The following is a 17,517-nucleotide window of genomic DNA, read 5'->3' on the forward strand; positions in this document are numbered from 1 at the left end:
GTGGTGGCCTCCGCGAGATCGGTGCTCGCGGAGGCCTGTGGGCGGGTGAAGGGGTGAGGCCAGCGCGCGGCGCACTGGTGTGGCCGGCGGCCGCGCGACGGTCACATGACGATGTTGGCTTGGGGTCCGGCCTTGGTCTTGACCAGGTTGGGTACGTCGGCGGCCGCGTCGAGCGTGTAGGAGTAGAAGCTGCTCGGGGTGAACGCCGAACCCGAGGTCACCTGGTTGCCCGTGCAGTTGACGACGATGCTTCCGCTCTGCCTGAGCTGGGCGCCGTTGGCGGTGTCGGGGTAGTACGGGTCGTTGACATGATCGAAGTAGCTGTTCTCGAGCACCATCTTGGTCGCGCCGCGTGCGTAGTTGCCGTACGACGCCACGTTGTACAGATAGTTGTTGTACAGGTGGGCGTACGCCAGGTTGTCGGCGCTCGGGTTGCGCTGGTTGGTGTCGTGGATCCAGTTGTGGTGGATGGTCATCCGCGCGGTGACGTTGTCGGTCCAGCCGATGCCGAAGGTCTTGTTGTGGTTGCCCATGACATTCCAGGACACGGTGACGTACGAGGTGTCCTTGCGGGAGTCGATGTAGCCGTCGTTGATGTTGGTGAACGTGTTGTGGTCGATCCAGACGTGATCGGCGGTGTCCATCTGGATGCCGTCGTAGTCGAAGTCCTTGTCGTCCGGGTCGTCGGAGGCCACCGCGGTGTCGCCGATGGTCAGGTTGCGGATGATGATGTTGTGGATGCCGGTGCCGAGGAAGAAGCCGCCGTTCTTGATCCGGCCGGTGGTGCTCAGCCCGACGATCGTCTTGTTCGAGGTCACCGGGATCTCGTAACCGTAGGTCGGCACGGTGATCGTGCCACTTACCCTGATCACGTAGGCGGCGCTCGCCGTGGCGTACTTGAGCAGATCCGCGTACGTGCTGACGGTGACCACCGTCCCGCCGGCGCCACCGCTCGTGCCGCCGCCGGTGGAGGCGAAGCCGTCCGCGGTGTTCGACCACGGGCTGCTGCCGCCGGTTGGTCCGGTCGTCGGGCCGCTGACGTAGTTGAACGACCATTGCATCCGGGCGATGTCGGCGCAGGTCTCCTCGACGATCGGGTTGTTCCCGGCGGTGGAGCCGTCCTTGTCGCTGATGCACAACCCGGACGCGACGCTCTTGACCAGGTATTTCCCGGACGCTGTGGTGGAGGCGGTGAACGTCCACAACTGGTTGGACTTGGTGCCGTCGCCACATCCGTACTGCTGGAGCTGGGTTCCGGAAACGGTCGACGAACTCGGCACATCGATGCACCGGGTGCTGTTCACGCTGACCAGGTTGGCCTGGCCGGCGCCTTGTACCTTCCACTGCTGAGCGGTGGTGCCACTGGCGCAGGCGGTCTGGATCAGTAGAGCGCTGTTGGCGGTGGACGCCGCGGTGACGTCGACGCACTTGCCGCTGGCGCCGGACGCCAGCTGGTAGACGCCGTCGGTCACCGGGACGGTGGCCGCCTGCGACGGCATGATCGTCAGCCCCACCACGACGACGGGTACCGCAAGCGTGAGGGCTGCTGCGAGACGTCTCATGCGATCGGGCTCCATCCATCCGCGCCGGCCAGGTACTTCTGCGGGGTGTAGCTCGCTGCCTGCGCGTCGGTGAGCTGCGGCCGGTTGCTGTTGACGGTCGCGCCGGACCCGGTGTTCTTGTATTCGGAGAACCGGGCGTTCTGCCACGTGTTCGACGACATGTCCGTCCACGGCTGGGAGTACTTGATGCCGGCGGTCATGCTCGATTCGCGGTAGAGCACCTGCGCGTCGGCGCCCCACGGCCGGCCCAGGTTGGTGACGTTGGTGCCGCCGCCGTTGTTGATCGTGCACTTGTAGAACAGGTAGCCGTAGGTCTGCGAGGCAGCGGTGTTCGCCGCGGTGATGACGCCGCCGGTCGAGCTGATCTCGTGAATGGTGCTGTTGTGGAAGACCGCGACGGAGCCGCCGAAGATGAAGTCGGTGGTGCCTTCGACGTACGAGTTCACGACGTAGGCCCGGCCGGTGTTGGTCAGCAGGGTGTCCTGATTGCCGAGGACCCGTACGTTGTTGAGGATCTGCTTGTCGGCGTTGAGGTTCAGGGCGACTGCCTGGCTGCCCACCCCGTAGTCGTTGGCGATCGTCAGGTTCGTCGCGATGAAGTCGTGTCCGTTGGCGAAGAAGGTGGCGCTGCCGGAGGTGCCGTATCCGCCCGCCGAGCTGTGGTTGTTCACGATGACCACGCCGCTGGCCGAGGACCCGGCGCCTTGCAGGGTGATGTACGGCTTGTTCGAGGGGATGGTCACGATCTCCCGGTAGGTGCCGGCCTTGATGGTGATCGTCTGCCGGGTGGTGTTGTTGGCCGGCACCGCGTCGACGGCCGCCTGGACCGTCTTGTAGGTTCCGCTGCCGTCCGCGGCGACCGTGCAGGGGCAGGTGGCGCCGCCGCCGCTGACCGGGACGAACGACCATTGCTTGTTCGTGTTCGCGGTGCACGTCTCCTGGATGATCGCCGCCCCGGAGGCGGTGGAGGCGTCCTTGTCGCTCATGCACAGGCCACTGTTGACGCTGATCACCTGGAAGGTGTTGGTGCCGCTGGCGGTGAGCGTCCACAGCTGGTTGTTCTGGCTGGCGACGCAGGTGTACTGCTGCAGTTGCACACCGGAGGCGGTGGCGAAGTCCGGCACGTCGATGCACTTGCCGCTGTTGACGTTCACCAGCTGGTAGTTGGCGCCGACGGCCTTGAGCGTGAACTGCTGCCACTTGGCGCCGGCGGTGCAGCCCCACTGCTGCAGCAGCGTGCTGTTGCTGGTGGAGGCCGCGGGGACGTCGATGCACATGCCGCTCTTGGTGACGGCGAGCTGGTAGACGGCGCCGGCTGAGGGGAGCGTGGCCGCCACGGACGGCGTCGCCGGCAGCCCGACCACGGCGGCGGGGACCACCAGGGCGAGGGCGGCGAGAAGCAGCCGTGTTCTGCCTTTCAAGAATCTGGACACATGTGGTCCTTTCTCCGTGCTGACGTCGCCGTCACCGTGCTGGGGGAGGGCGGCCGACGCCGGGGGATGGGGTGGAGCGCGGCGGTGCGCGCAGAGTGACCGATACCGATGTTTCGGCGAGATTACGACCGGCCTCGATATTAAGTCAACCCATGAAATAAATATTGCTGAGCTGCGCCGCAAGCATTGACGAGCATCGTCGGACGTCTCTAGCGTGTGGCCCTGAGCCGAGCCTGGGCGCTGACTCACTGTCGCTGCGGCACGAGAGGACGCGCGTCTCGTGGCGGGCAGCGGATCGCCACATCACCGCAGAAGGGATCATCCGTGTCCGAGCTCGTCAGAGGCAGGAAACGGCTGCTGCTCGCAGCCCTCACGCTGGCGGTACCCGTCGTCGTGGTGGGGCTGACGATCATGCCGTCGCAGGCGGCCACCGTCCCGGTGACCGACGGCGTCTACCAGCTGGCGTCCGGCGCCAGCGGCAAGTGCGTCGACGTCACCGCGGCGTCCACCGCCAACAGCGCTCTACTGATCCAGACCGCCTGCGCCAGTGGCACCACCGCTCAGCAGTGGAAGGTACAAGGCGCCGGCCAGGCCAACCTGGTCAGCGTGAACAGCACCCGGTGCATCGATGTGCCGAGTTCGTCGACCGTTTCCGGAACCCAGCTCCAGCAGTACGGATGTGGCGACGGCACCAAGTCCAACCAGTTGTGGACGTTCACCGCCTCCACCACAGCGTCCGGGAAATACCTGGTCAAGAGCGTCGCGTCCGGGTTGTGCATCAGCGACAAGGACGGCTCCACCGCCGGGAACAACCCGATCGTCGAGGAGACCTGCGCCGACATCGCCCGGATGCAATGGTCGTTCAACTACGTCAGCGGCCCGACCAGCTCGCCGAGTTCCGGCACGGCCGCACGGCTGCCCTGCGACGCGTACGCCGCAGGCGGGACGCCCTGCGTGGCCGCGCACAGCACCACCCGAGCCCTGTACGCCGCCTATAGCGGAAGTCTTTACCAGGTCAAACGTGCCTCGGACGGCACGACGAAGAACATCACTCCGCTGGCCGCGGGCGGCGTGGCCAACGCTGCCCTGCAGGACTCGTTCTGCTCCGGCACCACCTGCCTGATCAGCATCATCTACGACCAGTCGGGTAAGGGGAACCACCTCTACCAGGCACCCCCGGGGCACTTCTCCGGCCCGGCCGCGGGCGGCTACGACAATCTCGCCGACGCCACCAAGGCGCCGACCACGCTCGGCGGGCACAAGGCGTACGGCGTCTACGTCGAACCCGGCGTCGGCTACCGCAACAACAACACCATCGGGATCGCCACCGGCGACAACCCGGAGGGCATGTACGACATCATCGACGGCACCCACTACAACGGCGGCTGCTGCTTCGACTACGGCAACGCGGAGACCAACGGCGAGGACAACGGCAACGGCACCATGGAGGCCATCTACTTCGGCAACACCACCAAGTGGGGGTCCGGCGCCGGTGACGGCCCGTGGGTCCTGGTCGACATGGAGAACGGCGTCTACGGCGGGTCGAAAGCCCAGGACAACACCAACGACCCGACCCTGACTCATCGCTACCTGACGGCCCTGGTCAAGGGCAAACCGCACAACTTCGCGATCCGCGCCGCCAACGCCCAGAGCGGCGCGGTGTCCACCTACTACAACGGTGTGCGCCCCACCGAGTCCGTCCTGGACCCCAGCGTCAGCGGCTACGACCCGATGCGCAAGGAAGGCGCGATCATCCTCGGCACCGGCGGTGACAACAGCATCAAGGGCGCCGGCACCTTCTACGAGGGCGCGATGACCAGCGGCTATCCCACCGACGCGGCCGAGAACGAGGTGCAGGCCAACATCGTCGCCGCGGGCTACAAGTAGGCGGACGAACACTCCGGAGCCGCCGCGGGCCGGCTCCGTCGGCACCGCCCTGACCTGGGTGTGCATCAGCGAGACGACTCGATCGTGCACAGTGCCGACGTGGCCGGCAGCGGTGTTGTGCGTGAGTTCCACGTGGACGAGGGCTGGGGTGTTGTCGACGGACCAGCCATCCCGGGCGGTTGCTGGGTGCATTTCTCGGCGATCGCGGTGGGCGGTTTTCGGCAACTTACAGAAGGCCAGCACGTGTGGTTCCGCGCCGAGGCCGCCGAGCAGGACGGGTTCAACTTCCGAGCGGTGAAAGTCTGGACGGAGAACGTCAAGCCGGCCGATCCGTCGAGGCCGTAACGCTCGTCCGAAGGCGCCTACCACAGCCACTTGGCTCTCACGTTCGACGAGCCGCAAGGGGCCAATGAGCCCGGCAATGAGTAACGCGTCGGGGACGTACATGAGCAGTCGGCGGCAGATCAGTGCATACGAGCTTGGGCGGGAGTGGTGGCTGACACCACCTGAACCGCCGCTATCCTGCTGCGAATGGAGCGCCGCCATGCCGTTCACGGGTAGCCACCCGGCGGCGATCTTGCCCTTTGTGCGCCGAGAAGGCACGGTGCCGTCCGCGCTGGTCATCGGCAGCGTTGTGCCGGACCTGCCGTACTACCTGCCCATCCCGGTCAGCGCTGGTGCGACGCACTCGCTCATCGGTACGCTGACCGTTGACGTCATGCTCGGTGGCGTGCTGTTCCTGCTATGGCACCTGCTGCTGGCGCCGTTCTCGGTTGCGGTGGCACCGGCGCCGGTGCGCGCACGGATCGACCTGGCTCACACGTCGCGGACCGGTCCGGTGACCGCTCGCGGCGTCACGCAGGTAGGTCTGTCGCTCGCCGTCGGTGCAGCGACGCACGCAATTTGGGACGCATTCACCCATGCCGACGGCTGGGGAACCAAGCACATCGATTGGCTCGGCGTACAGCCGACTGGCGGCTTACCCGGATACCGGTGGGCGCAATACGTAAGCGGCGTGATCGGTGCGGTCGTTATCGGTGTCTGGTTGTTGCGGTGGTGGCGTGTGACGCCTCGGGTCGCTCGACCGGGCGCCGGCCGGGTGGTGGCCGGTACGACATGGGCGCTCATGGCGGCTACCTCCGTGTGCGGTGCCCTGGCCCGGGCGTTGCCGGGCGCGGAGCCGCAGGTATCGACACGGACCGTCTTCCTGGCCGGAACCGGTGCGGCGGGTGCCGGGCTTGCTGCTGCCGTGTTGTGTGCCGGCTGGTTCGTCGTGCGCCGGCGCCGAGCTCAGTGTCTGCGTCCGCTCGACGGGAGTGCACGCCCATAGGCGCCCCTCATGCTCGGAATTGTTCGGAGAGCATTCCAGCTGTGACATCCCCTCTTCGGTAGATCCGCGCATGCACCCTCGGAGTGGCTTCATGATGCGGGCTGACCAGCGAGCGAGCAGGTCGGCACTACGCTTTCTCGATGCGCTATCTCACCCGGCAGTTCGCGATCGGTGCCCTGCGTCGGGGCCACGGCATTGAACAGTTTCTCGGCGGCGTCGAGATCGGCGGCGGAGGAGCCATCCGCTGGGTGGAGATCAGCCCCATGAACAGGCAATACCGGATCTCACTTCACACCGTGCAAGACCCCGATGACGACCGGGTAGGCGACCTACCCAACCTCATCTCGCTCGACCCAGTCGACGAGGCGTACGTCGGCGAAGGCCGCGAGTTGGCCCGCAGCGAAGACGCGGAAGAGGCGATGGCGCTCGCCGAGCGCCTCGCCGACGCGGACGCCCAGCGCTGGGTCAACCACGCGGTGGCCGGCGAGGAATACATGGACTACGTCAGAAGCCGACGAAGCCCTGATCAACGGCCATAGCCAGCAAGATCAATCACAGAGCTCGTGCCAGAGTCTGGAACTCGCGAACATCGAAACCACCCGATCGAGGACATGGTCGCGGGTGGCGCTCGAAAAGATGAACAAAAATCGGGCCGGAGCCCGTCGGATCGGCTATTGGCAAACCACTCAGCAGACATCAGGCCGATACACATCCGTGCTGATGCGGCACCGGAACGCACGTCCCGAGGGAGATGCCGATGATCACTGATCGAACGCTCATCCGGATCGGGGAGGCAGCACAACTGCACCACCATCAAGGTCAACGTGACACCGCTCGCCACCTGCTCAGCCAGATCTGGGACGAGATCGGAGGCGAGCAAGGAAATCCGCTGCACGTCTGCGTGCTCGCGCACACGATGGCCGACGTCCAAGACGACGCGCACCAGGAACTGCTGTGGGACCAGCTGGCCCTCGCCGCGGCCTACCTTCTCAATGACGAACGGACAGCCCAGGCCGGCGTAGCCCTCCCTGTCGCCGGCCTGTACCCGTCCCTGCACCTCAACCTCGCTGACTGCTACCGCAAACTTGGCGACCTCGACCGCGCCCGCGAACATCTGCACCACGCCCAAGCCGGCATCGACGCACTCGGCGACGACGAGTACGGACAGCTCATCAGGAACGGCCTGAATACCCTGACGCAGCAGTTGACCACCCAGTAAGCGCGTGCCGCCGCGACCGCAACCAGGTGGCCGAAAACTCGCGAACACAGAAACACCGATCAGCCGTGGATCCACGGTCACGAATACTCGGCGCCCGAACCGGGCTCTGCGCAAGTTCCGTGATGGTGGCCAAGCGGTCGCGCGCCGGCTCCTAGCTGTCGCCGGGATGACCTGCGCGAGCTTCGCAGTCCTGCCCGCAGAGATCATTCACGCAATACGCGCCAGACCTTTACCTGGCCACGGTCGCCATTGCATCGATCATGGTCTGACTCCGCGCGAAACGTGACCGAGACCGGCCATGATCCCTCAGATGCGCTTTAGCTGAAGTCTTGCCCCGTGCGGGTTGCCCGGGGATCGGGTCACGCGGTGGCGTGGTCTGGTGGAGCTTGGCGTCGCCGGAGCTGGCGGAGTGCGAGACAGCATGGGCGCTCGAGTGGTTCGCTGGGCTAGGGGGTCTTGGATTTGGTGATGCGGGATTCAACTCGGTTCAGCGAGGTCTTGATGGACGTTCGCCGTGCCCACGCCTGAGCAACTCGCAGCTCAGCAGCGGATGAATGACGAGCGCCGTGCCGTTCGAGAGCTGGGGTTTGCGCGGCTCGCCCGGCCGCGTCGGCCGGCCGGAACGCTCGCCGGCCCGGTGATGCCGCTGTCGGCTGTTCCGATCCTGCAGTGCTGTGACCTGGACCGGACCATCGCGTTCTACGAGTTCCTGGGATTCGCGTCCGATCAGCTGCCCGGCTATGTGATCGCCGTCGCCGGCGATGCCGAGATCCATGTTTCGGAAACCGGGACCGTGCTCGACCCAGGGGCGTGCTTTCTCCACGTCAGCGACGTCTCGACCCCTCACACCGCGCTGGCGGACCGCAACACAAAGCAGTTGAGCGCCATCGAGCAGTCCGGCCGGCCAGGTCGCGGGATTCAAAGCTTCACCGTCAAAGACCCGGACGGCAACGAGATCCGGTTGGCCGGCCCGTGGCGTTAGCGGATTGCCGCGCTCCCGGTATGCGCGCCCGCCGCCTCCATCGCGCGACCCTCGCCGGGCTGCTTGTATTGCCGCTTCTCGGTGTCGCCGGATGCGGGACCGATCACCCGGCACTGACCCGTGACGAGGCGACACAGCAATCGCAAAGGCTGGTGCAAGACATCGCACAGGTCTTCGGGCAGGCTGAAGTGATCAACCCGAAGACGCTGTCGGTTTCCTGCGACAGTCTCTTCGGGAATTCAGGAGAGGTTCGCTATATATCCGGAGCGTTCAACATCCAGCTCTCCCTCGAAGCTGACGCCGCAACCTTCCGAACCGTCCGGGACCACTGGACCGGACTCGGCTGGAAGGTCGTCGAGGACCAGTACAAACAAGAAACACGGTCAGGCGCCGTATCGCTGAAAGATCCCGACGACGGAACCAACTTCACACTGGTCAGTACGAATTCGCCGCACCTTCTCGCCGTCCTTTCCTCATCCGCCTGCTACCGGGAGACGGACCGCGGGGACAGGAATTAGCGCCCCCAGTGCGGCCGTCGCCATTGCCCCTTCCAGGCAACTTGGCGTTCTCCGCTCGCTCTCGGTGCTCCGGCGGCATGATCGGGTGATGGCTGATCAGGTACCCGCGCTCTGGGGAGAGATCATTACCTGGCTGCGGCGACATGCGCCGGCCGACGCCGGGCGGCTTCGTCCGCCGGCCTCGGGCTCATTGATCGACGAGGTGCAGGCTGCTGTCGGTTGCCCGCTCCCGGAGGACGTGCGGCAGTGGTGGCAGCAGGCCGACGGCGCCGTCCGCGTTGCCGGCGTCTACCTGATGCCTTCGGGATTTGCCCCGATGTCCTGCCGAGACGCGCTGGAGGACCGCGCGACGCGGTTGCAGATGACCGCGGAGCTGGCGCTTGACGATGAGAACGATCCCGACGACGAAGAGTGGGATGACGAGGACCCTGACGACGAGGACGCCGATGAGCTCGAGTTCGTCGGGTTCCATCCGCATTTCCTGCCGATCGGTGATGACCACTGCGGCAACTGTCTGTACGTAGACCTGCGCGACGGCCCGGAGCGCGGCTATGTCAAGTACTTCGATCACGAGGACCTCTACAACCCGTCCGGCTTCCTCTGGAGCAGCGTCACCGAGATGCTTATCGAGATACGGGACGCCTTGATCGACCACGAGACGGGCGTGATCGACGAGGCGCCGCGGCGACCGATGGGCACACGAGATCGTCAGGCCTACCGGGCAACGGTCACCGCGGAGGGAGGACTGTGCTGGGTACCCGCGGAATCACGTCCGCCGCACCTGCCCCTGCCAGCTGCGAGGCGTCACCCTGGTCGCGGGTACGACGATGTGCTCCGCCACTACCGCGACCTGCTTGCGGCACCGTATCCGCAGATCACCGCAGCGATGTCGTGGAGCGTGATTACCGGGCAGACCGACCTGGCGGCAGTCATCCGGCGCCTCGGCGGCGACCCGGACAAGGTCCGGGAGCAACGGCCGATCGACGACGACCCCAAGCAGCCGTGCTGGTACCTCGACGACGTCTCGGGCACCGTCACGCTGCTCGAGGTCAACGGGATGCAGGCTCGCCGGCCGGAAGTACTGCAACGGCTCAGCGGCAGGTCCAACCAGATGGTCAGCGCGTGGTGGGGCCCCAAGAGCACAGCGTTCTGGAACGTCAGGGGTAGAAGCACATTCAGCTACGCGGCTGCCGGCGAGGTCATCACACAATTCGAGGGGCGGAATCCGGTACGGCGGTCAGGATCCGAACCGGACGCGCTGCGAGCCGAGCAGGAGCCGCTCTGGGTGCCAGCCGGCGGATCGTGGCAGGCTGCCATGCTTGCACTGGCGGAGCTCCGGACCGGTATCCGGCTCGACGCCACCTGGTTCGAGCACCCGCACCCGGTCGTGATCACTGCAGAGATCCCCGACGGCGCGTCGGTAACCAGGCTGAACGGTGAAATCGTCGTGCTGCTGCGCCAGAAGGAGAACACCCGGCGTCACACCGCGCTGGCCTGGCTGACGCAGGCACTCGCCGAACGCTTCGACCTCAACGATCCGGCGCTTCAGCGAGCGATCGAGGCACGCCGCGCAAACGTGCCTGTCGACGCCGAGACCGAGAACCAGGTTCGTGCCATGACGCGCGACCTTGCCCGGCAAGCGCTCGCCCGCGACGAGACGGTGCCGCAGCATGCGGACCCGGTCTGGCGTCGAGGCCAGGCAGCCATGGCCGCCGTCGAGGTTCTCGACCTCTTCGACACCTCGATCCTCATCCTGCACGCGGAAAACGCTTTCGCTGACGACTGGCACCTGATCGCGACACAACTGCGTGCGCGCCTCTGAACCGGGTGCCTCTGCTCAGCGTGCCATCGCCGGCTCCCTACGCCTCTGACCGGCGCCAACTTGCTGATGCGTGGCCCCGGTGGGAAGTGGAGGCGGAACCTCTCGGCATCGGCCCCGTTGTGCATGTCGACACCCGTGGTGTGGTTGATCTGGCCGAGGTCGCAGGACAGATTGCGAAGGCCAGGACCCAGGAATGGGGTCGGGTGATCGGGAGACACACTTCAGTGGCACACGGACACACCTCGATGGCAAAGGACAGTGCCGAAAGTCGCGAACATCTGGCGCCCAAACCCGCGAACGAAGCCACTCCGTCGTCAGCCGGCGGCCGCTCGTTGGCGGCGGCGGGCCAGCCAGGGATTGGGGTCGCGGCGCACCCGGTCGACGGCGCTCAGCGCCGCGCCGATCACGGCGGCGTCGGGCCCGAGCGGCGCCGGTCGCACCTCGATCGCCGTCCAGCTCGCGGTCCGGACCCGGTGGTCCAGCTCCCGCTGGATGCCGTCGGCCAGCCAGGACGTCAGCAGCGAGTAGTTGCCGCCGAGCAGGACGGTGCGCACGTTGACCAGGTTGAGCACTGCCGAGATGGCGACGCCGAGCGCGGTCGCGGCCCGGTCCAGCGCGGTCATGATCTGCGGTGAGCCGGCCGAGACAAGGGCGTCGATCGCCACGGCGTACGGCTGGCCGCTCACCTCGTTGCCCGGGACCGCGGCCAGGATCTGCTGCAGGCCGGCGTAGCACTGCAGGCAGCCGGTGGCGCCGCAGACGCAGGCCGGCCCGGCGCTGTCCACCATGACGTGGCCCAGTTCGCCGGCCCAGCCGCGGGCCGCGCCCAGCGGTGTGCCGCCGAGCACCAGGCCCGCGCCGATGTCGAATTCGCCGGTGACGCACACGAAGTCGCGCAGCTCCGGACCGGCGGCGTACAGCTCGCCGAGCGCGGCCAGGCTCGCGTCCTTGTCGACCAGCACCGGCAGATCGTCAGCCGCGATCAGGCGGCTCAGCGCCGCCCCGGCGTCCACGTCGTGCCAACCCAACGCGGGCGCGGAGCGGATCACCCCGGCCTCGACCGCCCCGGGGACGGCCAGGGTGGCGCCGACGACGGTGAGCTGCTCGGCCGCCGCCGCGGTGATGGCGTCCCCGGCCATGGCGGCGAGGTCGCGCAGCGTCTGCTCCGGCTGTGGCCGGTGGTGCGGGCGGGCGGCGAAGTCGAGGTGGCGCACGGTGCCGGTGAGATCGACGACGCAGACCGACAGGGCATCGGCGCGGATGTCGAGACCGAGCCCGGCCGGGCCGGTGCGGGCCAGGCCGAGCCCTACCCGGGGCCGGCCGCTGTTGCCGGAGCGGGCCGGTTCGGTCTCGACGATCAGGCCGGCGGTGAGCAGCTCGTCGACGATGCGGGAGATCGTCGGGCGGGTCAGCCCGGTGGTGGCGGCCAGTTCGCTGCGCGAGACGGGGGTCTGTTGCGCGCCGACGATCTGCTGGAACGTCAGGATCAGGTTGTGGGCTCGCAGGCTGTCCTGGCGGATGGGGGCGTCGGTGGCGGGTGCGACCCGGTGCACCGGCCGGGTCATGCGGCGCCGGCCCGGAGCGCGGGCGGTGTGGCGGGGCGCCGCCGGTTGCGCCGGATCATGCGGTGAGGTCGTCGGCGTAGGCGGCGGCGCGCTCGGGGGTGATCTCGCCGTCGGCGATCACGGTGACGATCCGCCGGCTCACGGTGGCTCCGGAGGCCATCAGTAGCGGCTGGTCCCAGGACAGGGCCGAACCGATGCCCAGGTAGTCGCGGGTTCGCACGAACCAGCGGTCGTCGCGGGTCTCGGCGGTGGCTCCGAGGAACACCAGGGTCCAGCCGTCGCCGTGTACCGAGAGCCAGCGGGCGCGCCGGCCGTGCACGGCCTGGAATCCGGCACCGGCTTCGGAGTCGATGCGGCAGTCGCCGACGGCGGGGGCCCGCCAGAAGAATCCGCCGTACCCGGCGCCGGGCCGGCCATGCACGGCCGGGCTGCGGATCGGCAGCTCCCGGTCGGTCTCGTTGGTCAGGGTGAAGGTGAAGCTCAGGGCCCAGGCGTCGGCGCCGACGCTGCGGCAGGACAGCTCACGGCGTTCGCCGAGCAGCGGGTCGCCGTTGAAGCCGGTCCAGCGCAGGGTGTGGCTGAGCAGCTCGGGGGTTCGCCGCACCCACCGGAGGTGTTCCTGGGTGCCCTGGTTGTCCAGCCAGGCGGGGCCGTGTCCGGGGATGAAGGTGCGGCCACCCCAGAAGTTGGCGTCGCCGACCTCGGCGACCGCGACGCTGACGCCGAGATGGTGCCGGTGCGAGGCGGGCATCAGCTCGGTGACGGTGGTGCCGGCCAACGTCCGCACCGGGTGCAGGTATGGCCGTGGTGCCAGGGCGACCGGCAGGTCGGGGCGCCACGTGTACTCGGCGACGGCCCGGTCACCGAGACGCAGGACGGCGGGGGCGTCACCGGTCACGGGGCCTCCGGGCGGGTCGGGCGACATCTGAGCAGGATAGCCACCACGGTGCTCAGACGTGCGGACGCCACCGGCCCAGATAGGCGGCGGCGGTGTACCGGCGGGCCTGCGCGCGGGACAGCTGCGGACGGCCGGCACCGAACTGGGCGCCGGGGCCGGTGTTGGCGTATTCGGCGAAGCGGGCGAGCGGAGCGGCCCAGCCCTGGGCGGCAAGCCGCGGGCCGAGGGTGGACCCACGGACGACGACCTGGGCGCCGGGTCCGATGGCCCGGCCGAGATGGGCGCCGTCGAGGACGCACCCGGTGAGTAGGAATCCGTAGGGCTGGCGCTGCGGGGTGCTGGCCGCGGTGATCGCCCCGGTGTCGCCCGCGGAGATCGTGCATCCGTCGAGGACCGCGACGCCCGGCCCGCTGATCAGGTCGCCGTCGCCCGCGACGGTGCACCCGCGCAGGTAGCTGCGTCCGGCCGCGGCCAGCAACGACGTGAGGTGAGTGCCGTCGAGGGTGGCCCGGTCACCGGCGGCGCGTACCGCTGCGGCGCTGGTCGCGGTGACGGTCAGGCCGTGGATGCTCGTTCCGGTTCCGCGCAGGGTGAGCGTGGCCGCGTCGTCGCCGAGGACGCCGCCGTAGAACTTCTGCCCCGCTGCCGAGAGGTCGTAGGCGACGATCGCGTCGCTGGGGCCGGTGATGGTCACGTCGGACTGGCTGGGCCAGACGCGGACCTGTTCGCGGTAGAAGCCGGGTCGTACCTGGATGGTGACCGGGCCGCGCGCGTCGCGGGTGGCGCCGAGGGCCGCCAGCAGGCTGGCGTAGTCGCCGGTGCCGTCCAGGGCGACGGTGATCGTCGACGGGGTCCGGTGCGCGACCGGCTGCGGTCCGGCATACCGGGTGACCAGGTCGCGGACCCGGGCGGCCGGGTCGGGGGAGTAGGCGTACGGAACGTCGAACGGCTCGCCGGTGCTGTCGAGCCGGCCCGGGCTGGCGGTGAACAGGTTGCGCCGCTGGGCGAGCTGCGAGCCGGCGTCCTTGGCCACCAGCGGGTCGTTGACGTGGTCGAACGCCGAGTCCTCGACGAGCACCCGGGCGTTGTTGCGGCTCATCGTGCCGTACTGGGTGATGTTCTGCAGGTAGTTGTCGTACAGGTGCGCGGCGGCGGTGTTGTCCAGACTCCAGTTGCGTTGCACGGTGTTGCGGATCCAGTTGTGGTGCGCGGTCAGCCTGGTCACCACGTTGGCGGTCCAGCCGACGCCGAGCGCCTTGTTGATGTCGCTGATCACGTTCCAGGACAGGGTGATGTAGTCGCTGTCCTTGCGGATGTCGATGCCGCCGTCGCCGACGCGTTCGATGCGGGTGTGGTCGATCCAGACGTGGTCGGCGGTGTCGAGCCGGATGCCGTCGTTGTCGTTGTCGGCGCGTTTGCCGTCGAAGTCGCCCGGGATGTACGAGTCACGGATGGTCAGGTTCCGGATGATCACGTTGTGGGTGCCGCTGAGGAACAGTCCACCGCCGACCAGTTCGGCCCCCGGCCCGTACCCGATGATGGTCTTGTCGGAAGCGACCCGGATCATGTCGCCGAACGGGTCCACCCGGATGCTGCCGGCGACCTGGACGACCAGTGGTTCGGTCGCGGCGGCGTAGGTCCGTAGCTGGTCGAGAGTGCCGGCGCGCACGGTCCGCCCGCTCGCGCCGCCGGTGGTGATCCGGCCGTCCGGGCCGGGCACGGCGGCGAAGCCGGTCGGCTGCCCGGCCCGGTCCGCGCGGTCGGGTTCGGCGGCGTGCGCCGGATTGGCCGCTGTGGTGGCCAGCAGTGCGGCCGCCACGATGACTACCTTGATCATTGGTCCTCCGCCGTGATGGACAAGGGGTCGAAGTCGGCGTGGCCGTCGGTTCCGATGGCGAACAGGCCGAGGGCGGCGCCGATCCAGCCGCCGCCGGTGGCGGTGAACGGCGGGCCGCTCTCCCACCGTTCACCGCCGATGTCCGCGGCGAACCGGATCACTGCCGTGCCGGTGACGGTCACGACGAGCCGCACCCCTGCGCCCGCCGGGACCTCGACCGGGTCCGCCACGTCCTGTTCCGCTTCGCCTTCCTCGGCGAACCGGCAGGTCAGAAAGGTGCCGTCGGTCCGTTTTTCCAGACCGATCCAGGCGTACGTACGTCCGCGCACCACCAGCCCGGCCCGCGCACCGGGGCCGGCGTCCAGCCGCACCCCGGTCGCGGCGCGCAACCGTGGCCCGGGCAGCCGCTGGCCGAGCACATGAGGTGCTTGGCGCAGGTCGCCGCCGGGGTGCGCCACGCAGGCCAGCCGCAGGCCGTCGCCCGGGTGCTGGAGCACCCGGCCCGGTTCGGGGTTGGCCGGCCAGCTCCATTGGGGCCCGGGCCGCCCGCCGGGGAACCGGTCGGCCACCGGGGGCGTGCTGGTCCACGCCGGCCCGGTCGCCGGCTTGCGGAAGCCGGGCACGGGGGCGCCGCGGTCGCCGATGACCGGCCAGCCCTGGTCGTCCCAGCGCATCGGTTGCAGGTGCACGACGCGCCCGAACGCGCCGAGGTCCTGGAAGTGCAGGAACCAGTCCTCGCCGGCGCCGGTGTCCACCCAGGCGCCCTGATGCGGTCCGTTGACGCCGGTGCTGCCCTGGGCGAGCACGATTCGCGGCTCGTACGGGCCGAACACGTGCCGCGAGCGCATCGCGTACTGCCAGCCGCCGGCGACACCACCGGCCGGCGCGAAGATCCAGTACCAGTCGTCGTGCCGGTACCACTTCGGTCCCTCCAGGGTGCGGCATCCGTCGATGTCGCCGCCGTCGACGATCACGGTGGCGGGGCCGATCGGGGCTTCCAGGTCGGGTTTCATCGCGTACGCGGTCAGGCGGTTGTTGAATCCGGCGCGGCTCTTGGCCCAGCCGTGCACCAGGTAGGCGCTGCCGTCGGCGTCCCACAGCGGGCACGGGTCGATCAGGCCGCGGCCCGGCAGGACCAGGCGTGGTTCGCTCCACGGGCCGGCCGGGTCGTCCGCGGTGGTGACGTAGATGCCGTGGTCCGGGTCGGGGTAGACGATCCAGAACCGTCCGTCGTGGAGACGAAGTGCGGGCGCCCAGACGCCGCAGCCGGGCCGGACAACGGCGTACTCGTCGGGCAGCCGCCGCAGCGCGTGCCCGATCAGCGCCCAGTTGACCAGGTCGGTGGAGTGCAGCAGGGGCAGGCCGGGCACCCGGTTGAAGCTGGAGGCGGTCAGGTAGAAGTCGTCGCCGGCGCGCACGACGTCCGGATCGGACCAGTCGGCGAACAGCACCGGGTTGCGGTAGTGCCCGTCGCCGGTGTCGGCGGTCCACGGATTGTTCACGAGTTGCCCTCCTGGCCGGCGGCGACGGCGGCCTCCACGGTGGCGCCGGTAGGCGGCCCATCGGCGATCACGACCGACAGCCGGCGGGTGAACACCTGGCCGGGCGCGATCACGAGGCGCCGCTTCCACGCGATGGCCGAGCAGACGCCGGCGTAGTCGCTGGACCGGACGAACCACGGGTCGGTGATCGGTGTCGCGGCCAGAAAGATCAGTGTCCAGGCGGCGGTGTCGTGGTGGCTGCCGGTGAGCACCACGTACGGGTCGCGGCTGCCGTGCACGTCGATGCCGGGCTGCCGGCCGAAGGCGTGCACCCGGTCGAGGCCGGCCGGCGCCCGCCAGAAGAATCCGCCGTAACCGGCGCCGTCGCGTCCGCGGACCGCGGGGCTGTCGATGCGCAGCGGGTCGGTGGTGGCGCTGCTCAGCGCGAAGTCGATACGCAGTATCCAGGCGTCGTCGGTGAGCGTCTCGACGCTCAGCGCGCGTTGTTCATGGGCGAGTGTCCGGCCGTCGCGGCCGGTCCACCGTAGTTGCTGGGTGAGCCGGTCGTCGGATCGATGCAGCCAGCGGTCGTGGCGCTGATGTCCGTGGTTGTCCAGCGAGACCGGCCCGCGCCCGGCGACGTAGGTGCGCCCGCCCCAGAAGTTCGCCTCGTTGACGACCGGGACCGCGATGCTGGCGCCCAGGTGGTGCAGGTGGTCGTCGGGCATGAACCCGGTGACGGCGGTGCCGCCGAGGGTGGTCACCGGATGCAGGTACGGGCGGGGCGAGACGGTCTCGGGTAGTTGCGAGTCCCAGACATAGCGGGCGACGACGCGGCCTGCGCAGCACAGATCATGTGCCTGAACGTTCGGCATGAGCGGCAAGCTACCGACGTCGCAGCAGTTACGTCAACATCTGCAACAAATTAGCGTTTCTTGCGGAAGTCCAGGCGGAGCAGCTGTTGACATGCACCGCACTCGATA

15 protein-coding genes are annotated in these 17,517 nt (G+C 68.5%); 8 read left to right on the forward strand and 7 right to left on the reverse strand.

Going from position 1 to position 17,517, the window contains the following annotated elements; all coding sequences use genetic code 11:
- Nucleotides 1–101 precede the first annotated feature (101 nt).
- Together L3i22_RS20095 and L3i22_RS20100 are read right to left on the reverse strand one after the other, a co-directional pair.
- Nucleotides 102–1,562 (reverse strand): RICIN domain-containing protein, encoded by a 1,461-nt coding sequence (locus L3i22_RS20095; protein WP_221328491.1) that lies wholly within the window; start codon nt 1,560–1,562, stop codon nt 102–104.
- The gene (locus L3i22_RS20100) at nt 1,559–2,995 is read right to left on the reverse strand and encodes a pectinesterase family protein (RefSeq protein ID WP_255658420.1); all 1,437 of its coding nucleotides are present in this window, start codon (nt 2,993–2,995) and stop codon (nt 1,559–1,561) included. The genes L3i22_RS20095 and L3i22_RS20100 overlap by 4 nt, the downstream gene beginning before the upstream one ends.
- 324 nt (nt 2,996–3,319) lie before the next feature.
- Between L3i22_RS20100 and L3i22_RS20105 the strand changes: the two genes are divergently transcribed.
- The 8 genes from L3i22_RS20105 to L3i22_RS20140 all read left to right on the forward strand — a co-directional run bounded on the left by L3i22_RS20105 (nt 3,320) and on the right by L3i22_RS20140 (nt 10,753).
- Complete coding sequence (locus tag L3i22_RS20105) at nt 3,320–4,882, forward strand: arabinofuranosidase catalytic domain-containing protein (protein ID WP_221328492.1); 1,563 nt, start codon at nt 3,320–3,322, stop codon at nt 4,880–4,882.
- Between the two features lie 99 nt (nt 4,883–4,981).
- A complete protein-coding gene (locus L3i22_RS20110) occupies nt 4,982–5,227 on the forward strand; it encodes a cold shock domain-containing protein (RefSeq protein WP_221328493.1) in 246 nt (81 codons plus the stop codon).
- Between the two features lie 199 nt (nt 5,228–5,426).
- On the forward strand, nt 5,427–6,212 hold the full coding sequence (locus L3i22_RS20115; RefSeq protein ID WP_221328494.1) for a DUF4184 family protein: 786 nt from the start codon (nt 5,427–5,429) through the stop codon (nt 6,210–6,212).
- 140 nt (nt 6,213–6,352) lie between these two features.
- A complete protein-coding gene (locus L3i22_RS20120) occupies nt 6,353–6,751 on the forward strand; it encodes a hypothetical protein (RefSeq protein WP_221328495.1) in 399 nt (132 codons plus the stop codon).
- Between the two features lie 218 nt (nt 6,752–6,969).
- Nucleotides 6,970–7,431 carry a hypothetical protein gene (locus tag L3i22_RS20125; RefSeq protein WP_221328496.1) on the forward strand — a complete coding sequence of 154 codons (462 nt, stop codon included), beginning with the start codon at nt 6,970–6,972 and terminating at the stop codon, nt 7,429–7,431.
- A gap of 514 nt (nt 7,432–7,945) precedes the next feature.
- The gene (locus tag L3i22_RS20130; RefSeq protein WP_221328497.1) at nt 7,946–8,413 is read left to right on the forward strand and encodes a hypothetical protein; all 468 of its coding nucleotides are present in this window, start codon (nt 7,946–7,948) and stop codon (nt 8,411–8,413) included.
- A gap of 20 nt (nt 8,414–8,433) precedes the next feature.
- On the forward strand, nt 8,434–8,931 hold the full coding sequence (locus L3i22_RS20135; protein WP_221328498.1) for a hypothetical protein: 498 nt from the start codon (nt 8,434–8,436) through the stop codon (nt 8,929–8,931).
- A gap of 88 nt (nt 8,932–9,019) precedes the next feature.
- On the forward strand, nt 9,020–10,753 hold the full coding sequence (locus tag L3i22_RS20140; protein WP_221328499.1) for an SMI1/KNR4 family protein: 1,734 nt from the start codon (nt 9,020–9,022) through the stop codon (nt 10,751–10,753).
- Between the two features lie 314 nt (nt 10,754–11,067).
- On the opposite strand, the gene L3i22_RS20145 is transcribed toward L3i22_RS20140, so the two are convergent.
- The 5 genes from L3i22_RS20145 to L3i22_RS20165 are packed head-to-tail and all read right to left on the reverse strand — an operon-like array spanning nt 11,068 to nt 17,409.
- A complete protein-coding gene (locus L3i22_RS20145) occupies nt 11,068–12,318 on the reverse strand; it encodes an ROK family transcriptional regulator (RefSeq protein ID WP_221328500.1) in 1,251 nt (416 codons plus the stop codon).
- A gap of 55 nt (nt 12,319–12,373) precedes the next feature.
- Nucleotides 12,374–13,216: a PmoA family protein gene (locus L3i22_RS20150; RefSeq protein WP_221328501.1), complete on the reverse strand. Its 843-nt coding sequence runs from the start codon at nt 13,214–13,216 to the stop codon at nt 12,374–12,376.
- 52 nt (nt 13,217–13,268) lie between these two features.
- Complete coding sequence (locus tag L3i22_RS20155; RefSeq protein ID WP_221328502.1) at nt 13,269–15,053, reverse strand: pectinesterase family protein; 1,785 nt, start codon at nt 15,051–15,053, stop codon at nt 13,269–13,271.
- Nucleotides 15,050–16,555 carry a glycoside hydrolase 43 family protein gene (locus L3i22_RS20160; protein WP_221328503.1) on the reverse strand — a complete coding sequence of 502 codons (1,506 nt, stop codon included), beginning with the start codon at nt 16,553–16,555 and terminating at the stop codon, nt 15,050–15,052. Before L3i22_RS20160 ends, L3i22_RS20155 begins: the two co-directional genes overlap by 4 nt.
- Nucleotides 16,552–17,409 (reverse strand): PmoA family protein, encoded by an 858-nt coding sequence (locus tag L3i22_RS20165; RefSeq protein ID WP_221328504.1) that lies wholly within the window; start codon nt 17,407–17,409, stop codon nt 16,552–16,554. Before L3i22_RS20165 ends, L3i22_RS20160 begins: the two co-directional genes overlap by 4 nt.
- Nucleotides 17,410–17,517: the final 108 nt, after the last annotated feature.

Origin of the sequence: Actinoplanes sp. L3-i22, assembly GCF_019704555.1 — a bacterium.
Taxonomy (GTDB): Bacteria; Actinomycetota; Actinomycetes; order Mycobacteriales; family Micromonosporaceae; genus Actinoplanes.

Coding starts and splice junctions, on each gene's coding strand:
- L3i22_RS20125 (WP_221328496.1), top strand. CDS start 6,970: ATGATCACTGATCGAACGCTCATCCGGATCGGGGAGGCAGCACAACTG.
- L3i22_RS20120 (WP_221328495.1), top strand. CDS start 6,353: ATGCGCTATCTCACCCGGCAGTTCGCGATCGGTGCCCTGCGTCGGGGC.
- L3i22_RS20115 (WP_221328494.1), top strand. CDS start 5,427: ATGCCGTTCACGGGTAGCCACCCGGCGGCGATCTTGCCCTTTGTGCGC.
- L3i22_RS20145 (WP_221328500.1), bottom strand. CDS start 12,318: ATGACCCGGCCGGTGCACCGGGTCGCACCCGCCACCGACGCCCCCATC.
- L3i22_RS20155 (WP_221328502.1), bottom strand. CDS start 15,053: ATGATCAAGGTAGTCATCGTGGCGGCCGCACTGCTGGCCACCACAGCG.
- L3i22_RS20165 (WP_221328504.1), bottom strand. CDS start 17,409: ATGCCGAACGTTCAGGCACATGATCTGTGCTGCGCAGGCCGCGTCGTC.
- L3i22_RS20140 (WP_221328499.1), top strand. CDS start 9,020: ATGGCTGATCAGGTACCCGCGCTCTGGGGAGAGATCATTACCTGGCTG.
- L3i22_RS20135 (WP_221328498.1), top strand. CDS start 8,434: ATGCGCGCCCGCCGCCTCCATCGCGCGACCCTCGCCGGGCTGCTTGTA.
- L3i22_RS20095 (WP_221328491.1), bottom strand. CDS start 1,562: ATGAGACGTCTCGCAGCAGCCCTCACGCTTGCGGTACCCGTCGTCGTG.